This window comes from Chloroflexus sp. (assembly GCF_056331925.1).
The window spans coordinates 46,265-52,509 of sequence record NZ_JBWGQH010000025.1; the positions used below are offsets into that span (position 1 = coordinate 46,265).

Annotated in this window: 6 protein-coding genes; 2 read left to right on the forward strand and 4 right to left on the reverse strand. The window is 54.5% G+C overall.

The genetic code is table 11. From position 1 onward, the window contains the following. The first annotated feature begins 357 nt into the window (after nucleotides 1–357). On the forward strand, nucleotides 358–690 hold the full coding sequence (gene trxA / locus AC01ZF_RS13275; protein WP_424676338.1) for a thioredoxin: 333 nt from the start codon (nucleotides 358–360) through the stop codon (nucleotides 688–690). Further along, nucleotides 687–1,010, forward strand: a complete 324-nt coding sequence (locus AC01ZF_RS13280) for a metal-sensitive transcriptional regulator (protein ID WP_424676337.1) — start codon at nucleotides 687–689, stop codon at nucleotides 1,008–1,010. Before trxA ends, AC01ZF_RS13280 begins: the two co-directional genes overlap by 4 nt. Nucleotides 1,011–1,445: 435 nt before the next feature. Here the strand turns inward: AC01ZF_RS13280 and AC01ZF_RS13285 are convergent, their stop codons facing one another. The 4 genes from AC01ZF_RS13285 to AC01ZF_RS13300 all read right to left on the reverse strand — a co-directional run bounded on the left by AC01ZF_RS13285 (nucleotide 1,446) and on the right by AC01ZF_RS13300 (nucleotide 5,893). Further along, nucleotides 1,446–1,757 (reverse strand): helix-turn-helix transcriptional regulator, encoded by a 312-nt coding sequence (locus AC01ZF_RS13285; protein ID WP_424676336.1) that lies wholly within the window; start codon nucleotides 1,755–1,757, stop codon nucleotides 1,446–1,448. A gap of 105 nt (nucleotides 1,758–1,862) precedes the next feature. Then, nucleotides 1,863–3,161: a DUF5010 domain-containing protein gene (locus AC01ZF_RS13290; RefSeq protein ID WP_424676335.1), complete on the reverse strand. Its 1,299-nt coding sequence runs from the start codon at nucleotides 3,159–3,161 to the stop codon at nucleotides 1,863–1,865. A 261-nt stretch (nucleotides 3,162–3,422) separates the two neighbouring features. Beyond that, complete coding sequence (locus AC01ZF_RS13295) at nucleotides 3,423–5,582, reverse strand: sodium:solute symporter family protein (RefSeq protein ID WP_476575418.1); 2,160 nt, start codon at nucleotides 5,580–5,582, stop codon at nucleotides 3,423–3,425. A 29-nt stretch (nucleotides 5,583–5,611) separates the two neighbouring features. Further along, nucleotides 5,612–5,893 (reverse strand): DUF4212 domain-containing protein, encoded by a 282-nt coding sequence (locus AC01ZF_RS13300; RefSeq protein WP_424676333.1) that lies wholly within the window; start codon nucleotides 5,891–5,893, stop codon nucleotides 5,612–5,614. Nucleotides 5,894–6,245 lie beyond the last annotated feature (352 nt).

Consider the following 6,245-nt stretch of genomic DNA (forward strand, 5'->3'; position numbering starts at 1 on the left):
GCGCTCGAAATGACAGAAGGTTCGCTACGCTCGAAATGACAGAAGGTTGTTCACAGGAACCGTGACACGCTCGCGATGCCCGTCCGCGTTGTCATTTCGAGGGCGCGCCAGCGCCCGAGAAATCCTTGCGTGAGGAAGATGTCTCGCTCCGCGCGACATACTGGATTGCTCGATCTGCATATGGCGACGAGCGGCAACCTGGCGTGGTAATATCTCTGTGCCCATACAAATTGCTCGATCTTTCTTGACAAACACGCGGTAAGTCGGTAAAGTATACCGGTGGAGGGTATATACCAGCCCGCACAATTTGCGGCCCCTTTGACCATCCACATATCGGATCGAGGAGGAATTTGAGCAATGGCAAAACCAATTGTCGTAAATGATGCTGACTTTGCAGAGAAAGTGTTGAAATCGAGCACGCCGGTCGTCGTCGATTTTTGGGCGCCGTGGTGCGGGCCGTGCCGCGTGATAGCCCCTATCCTTGACAAGCTCGCCGGTGAATACGAAGGCCGGTTGACGATTGCCAAGGTCAACACCGATGACAACGTCCAGTACGCTTCGCAGCTCGGCATTCAAGGCATTCCAACCCTAATCATTTTCAAAAACGGTAAGGAAGTTGGCAGACTAATCGGCGCTCGTCCTGAGGCGATGTACCGCGAAGTCTTTGATAAAGTATTGGCGATGGCGTGAGCGCACAATCACCTGAGATTGAACTGAGAGACAACTCACCGAAGAATACCGGTATATACCCGCTATCGCCGGAACGACACGAGGAAATTCTCCGTCGGCTCCGGCGAATCGAAGGGCAAATACGGGGTGTTCAGCGAATGGTGGAATCTAGTCGTGATTGCCGTGACATTGTTTATCAGATTGTCGCCATCCGACAAGCGTTGGCTAGTACCGGCAGTATTGTGTTAGAGTGCTATGCCCAACAATGCTTAAGCAATACCGATCGCTGTCGCACCGAAACCATTCACGAACTGATCGATCTCTTTAAAGACGTAAGCTGATAGCGATATAAGGGAGACAGCGGTGCTGTCTCCCTTGTTTGTTATAACGGTTGTCAACCGTTCGTGATTGCGCGCTGCGGTGTGATTCCGATCAGGGTACGTATCGCGTCGGACACATACACTCTCGATCCCTGAGTCTCAGTGCCTTATGCTCCTAGTCGCAGACCGAACACCGGCAGCTCCGTAGGGAGGAGCGATCCACACAAACAAGGTGCGTCCTAGAGTGTTTCGCCGTGTCTTCGCACCGAAATGCAACGTACCCCACTGTCCATGTTGCGTGTCGCCCGCGCACAGCGGAAGCAACGATTGCGGCCTATGCACGTAACCTGAGTCAATCGCCCCTCATGCTCCCATTGTCGTCAATCGTGATGATAACAACGAGCAACTTCACCGCTATACCAGTACGCATGAGAGGTTCCATAAGCATACGTTACCCTAAAACGTGCCTTTGTAAAGACTAGTGTCCAGCTCCGATGTGCGTGAGAGCAGCATTGCCAAAAACTCACCTACCGTCAATCCCTGTTGCGCCGGATGCCGCATTGATCGATCAGAATAAATGGTATAACGGTTGTATCGTCCTTCCCGCACATGAGAAATATAACCGTCGGTGTGGAGATCATGCAAAATACGCTGAACTGCTCGCTCAGTAATGCCAACCATCTGCGCAATCTCGTGCGCAGTAACACGCGGGTTACGCGCAATACACAGTAACACTTGCGCGTGGTTGGTCAGAAAGCTCCAACTCATACCACCGTCTTTCTAGACGTTATCACCAACAAATATCTTTTACTATTGTACCAGTATTCCCGCTGCACAACGAGGGAAAAGACACCTGTCTAACAATGGGTATCATCACGGTTGTAACTCAAACTGTTTGTGCCACTCACGAATAATATTCAGGTAGAAGTCGGGCGGTAACGGACGACCCGCACGGTCGGTATACGCTGCCGGCGCCACTGCCGTATTCTCCGGCCATTCGTTCCACGTCTCGATCAACACGAGATCGGTATCCGGTGGAATGGCCGCCAGACTAGCCCGCAAGAAGGCGCCGGGCGCAATCGGGCCACCACCGGGCGGCTCATCACGAGGCTGTATGCGCGGCTCAGCAACCCCTGGGATCCGCGAATTATCAAACCCCGGCCCAACACTGCTCACGCGAAAACCGCGCAGCTCGGCGGTATACGGCCCAAGCAGCGCCGTTCCCCAGCGATACACCCCATCGGCCACCTCTGCACTACTCGGTAAACCGTCAGGTGGTGCCAGCGCCTGCGAGTTCAACCACGTCTCTTCAAGGATCAACCACGGCTCAACCCCGAAATCGGTGTAGAACGCCTCTTTCACGGCCCGCCACAGCGTCCCACTCAATTCGAGATTGTCGCAACAGAGGGCCGTATAGGTAATAATGATCGGTCGGCCCTCAATCGTCGCCCACATGTCACGTGGTATGCGGGTAAAGAAATCACGGATGTGGAGGTTGTAGAAGAAGTATCCGCTCCGCGGGTCGCTCAGCGGCAACCGTGGCACCTGCGGTCCAACCCGATAGCCGTTACCGAGAAACTCTTGGTACATACCCTGTTGTGCAGTCGTATCAACAAACATACCGATGCGCAACGGCTGTTCCAATACCCCGTTAGCCTGCACCAGGAGATTGATTCGGTCTTGCCGAAACCATGGATGCGGATGATCGCCCCAACTCACCGGAAACACGATATCGATCCCGGTAGCGGCCATTGTGCGCAGCTCCTGTTCGTACCAGTCGTAGTTATACGAAGAATAGCTCGCACCGTCACGTGGATCGGGATCGTTAGGCAGTGGTGTCAGCCAACCGGGAGGCACGGCCCGTAATAAACTAGGGTCGCACTCCTGCTGCGGGCAGTTGTACCAGTAGAAAAAGAATGTGCCGAGTAGTGGTACACGGCGCGTCGATATGATGTCAGGGACGAAAACCTGTGTTGTGGGAACGGTCGGCGACGGCACGACCATCGTTGGTGTTACGGTAGGCAAGCCGGTCGTCGGCGTTGCGGCAATAGTCGGCGACGGCACAGCGAGAGCCGGTGTTGCACGGTTCGTTGGCGAGGGATCAACGATACGCTCCGTGCTACATGCGGCGAGGATAAGACTCAATACGATCATCAACCAGCGATAACGCATAACAACTGAAATCTAGAGCAGAGTAGGTCAACAACTGAGGTGCCATCATTTTTTACCTTCTCGTTTTGCAGTATAGCACGATTGCGCCGACGGTGTCGGGGCCAGATGGCACTATGACCAAAACCTACCGACCATCATCCGGTGCCACCGGCGATACTGAGTCTATTACTCGTTGACGATCAGGCTTCAGCCTGCTCTCCCAAGCTTAAAATGATACGGCGCGGGAAGGTATCCCGCGCCGTACAGCCAACACACTCACGACTACTTCGCCGTCGCCACCTTATCAAGCATCTTGGACATCCCTTCGTCGTCGGTGATCGGGTTGCGCAAGTTATCAACCAGATCTTGGATCTCCTTCGAGGGTTCCTTCGTCAGGAGGCTGACGACGACGATCAAAATGATCGCCACCGGCAGACCAAAGATGCCCGAACCGAGGTGCGAGATACCGAGCACATTAAACGCTGGATTCACATAGTTATTGAACATGTAGAAGAGGGTCACAGCCAAGCCACCGATCATACCGGCAATCGCACCGGGACCGTTAGCCCGCTTCCAGAAGATACCAAGCAACACCACCGGGAAGAACGTTGCGGCGGCCATCGAGAATGCCCACGCCACCATCTGAGCGATCAAGGCGAGACGTGGTATTGCCAACAATGCGGCAATAACTGCGGCTACCACAATCATCGACTTACCCAGCACAATGCGGGTATTGAGGCTAGCCTTGGGGTTGATCGTGCGGAAGTAGATGTCGTGCGCGATCGCCGAGGCAATCACCACCAGCAGACCGTCAGCGGTGCTGAGCGCCGCCGCCAGACCACCGGCCGCGATCAATGCACCGATTGTGAAGGGCAAACCGGCAATATCTGGTGTCGACAGCACCACAAGGTCACCATCAATGCCATCGGCCGTGGTACGACCCAACTCATTGAGCTGCAAGATACCATCGACACGGGCCTTGGTCACTGCCGTGCCTGAAATTTCACCGGCGCGGCCCTTACCATCACCGATATCCTCCCAGGGCCCGAGATCGATCTTGCCGTTACCGTTGGCATCTTCCACCACCACCGACTTCGCATTGATTAGGTTCTTCACCCATGTCGGCTCTTTGCCAATCTCAACCCCATCAATTGCCTTCAGATCGCGGATCACGATCAGACCATTGCTTGCCCACGTCTTCGTCCATGCGGGTAGCTCACTGATCTGCTTCCCGACCACATTTTCAAGGATCTGCCAACGCGAGAAAGCCGCATACGCCGGAGCAGTGAAGTAGAGCAAGAAGATGAAGAAGAGCGACCAACCGACGCTCAGGCGGCTCTCACGCACACTCGGTACGGTGTAGAAGCGGATGAGAATATGCGGCAGACCGGCAGTCCCCAGCATCAGACAGGCCATCAGAGCAAGGAAGTTCCACGGCGTACCACGCCAGTCACCCAATTCCGGCTTCTTAGCATCGGGGATGGTTTGCAGAGCCGGGGGAGTGAGATTCAAACCAAACTGCGTATTAAGCTGTTTCACCGCATCAACGGCAGCAGCATTGCTCAGACCTTCATTGAATGGCGGAATATAGCCACTGGTAACGAACTTTCCTTTCACTACCGGTGATTCGGTGGTTTTCGCCAGACCCTGCTCCTGCTCGAGCACTTGGATGCGCTGCAACGCCTGACCATAGCTCAGTTGCGGCAGCGGAAAGCCCGTGAGCTGGATTGACAGCGCCGTCACTGGGATCAGATACGCAATAATTAAAATGATGTACTGCGCCACCTGCGTCCACGTCACGGCCTTCATACCGCCAAGGAACGAACAGACCAGCACACCCGACAGACCGAGGATAACACCGATGGTGTAATCAACGCCGACGAAGCGCTGCATAATGAGGCCAACACCCACCACTTGTGCAGTCACATATGTCAGCGAAACGATAATCGCGCAGATCGCCGCCACCACGCGGGCGGTATTGCCGCCAAAGCGCGCGCCGACGAAGTCGGGAATGGTGTACTGGCCGAACTTGCGCAGGTACGGCGCAAAGAGCAGCGCCAGCAAAACGTAACCGCCCGTCCAACCCATAATATAGGCCAGACCATCGTAGCCAAGCAGCCAGAGCGTACCGGCCATCGAGATGAACGACGCCGCGCTCATCCAGTCGGCACCGGTAGCCATACCGTTAAACACCGCCGGTACGTTGCGCCCGGCCACATAATACTCATCCAGCACCTTGGTACGCGACAAAATGCCGATGGTCGCGTAGAGCGCCATCGTCAGCAACAGGAAGACCCAGCTAATGATTTGGGTCGGCAGGCCGGCAAACACCTCTAGCAAGAGCATCAACAAGCTTATGCCAATAAAGCCAATGGTGAAGTAGCCGTAGTAGCGCGCCATCCGGTTACGGAAGACGCTCTGGCTCTGAGCTGAAGTCGCCATTTGTATCTCTCCTCTGATTCATTAACAGACTAGCGGTCACGATCACTTAAACCGTACTTGGCGTCCAACTTGTTCATCGCGTAAGCATAGTAGAAAATTTCAACGACGAAGACGATCAATGACCCCTGACTGCCCATGTAGTACCCAAGAGGAAAACCGGCAATCACAATGTTGTTGAGTGCTTCTACGAACAGTACCGGCACATACGAAACGACGAACCAAATCACGATCAAAGTCGTGATGAGGCGTAGATTCTCTTGCCAGTACCGCCGGTTGCGCTCCGCTGCTGGGAGCTTAGATAGATCCGACATAGGACCTCCTTACGTACATGCTACACTGCCGACACTTTTGCGTGATGCATGCGACAACCGCCATTCTTTGCTTGTCGGTACTCACGAACGGGGTGAGCCATGCCGCAAACGAGGTCGACATCAGAACTTACGACAAGCTAACGGCGTATGCCGGTTATGCATCTTATATCGCGGTGAGCTGATTGTAACAGGATTTTTTCAGCGCAGGTTAAGTTTTGTGTAAAGTTTTGGTAAATTCCCCCCTGTTGTGGGTGGAATCTTTCACGAAGTGTCAATCGCTGCTCACCCCAACACCGTAACGCAAAGGCGCAGAGAGCGCAACGGACGCAACGGCTGCGCACGCACAGGTATC

What these genes read in the sequence shown, in the direction of transcription:
- trxA (WP_424676338.1), top strand. Translation starts at nt 358, where the DNA reads ATGGCAAAACCAATTGTCGTAAATGATGCTGACTTTGCAGAGAAAGTG.
- AC01ZF_RS13285 (WP_424676336.1), bottom strand. Translation starts at nt 1,757, where the DNA reads ATGAGTTGGAGCTTTCTGACCAACCACGCGCAAGTGTTACTGTGTATT.
- AC01ZF_RS13290 (WP_424676335.1), bottom strand. Translation starts at nt 3,161, where the DNA reads ATGCGTTATCGCTGGTTGATGATCGTATTGAGTCTTATCCTCGCCGCA.
- AC01ZF_RS13295 (WP_476575418.1), bottom strand. Translation starts at nt 5,582, where the DNA reads ATGGCGACTTCAGCTCAGAGCCAGAGCGTCTTCCGTAACCGGATGGCG.
- AC01ZF_RS13300 (WP_424676333.1), bottom strand. Translation starts at nt 5,893, where the DNA reads ATGTCGGATCTATCTAAGCTCCCAGCAGCGGAGCGCAACCGGCGGTAC.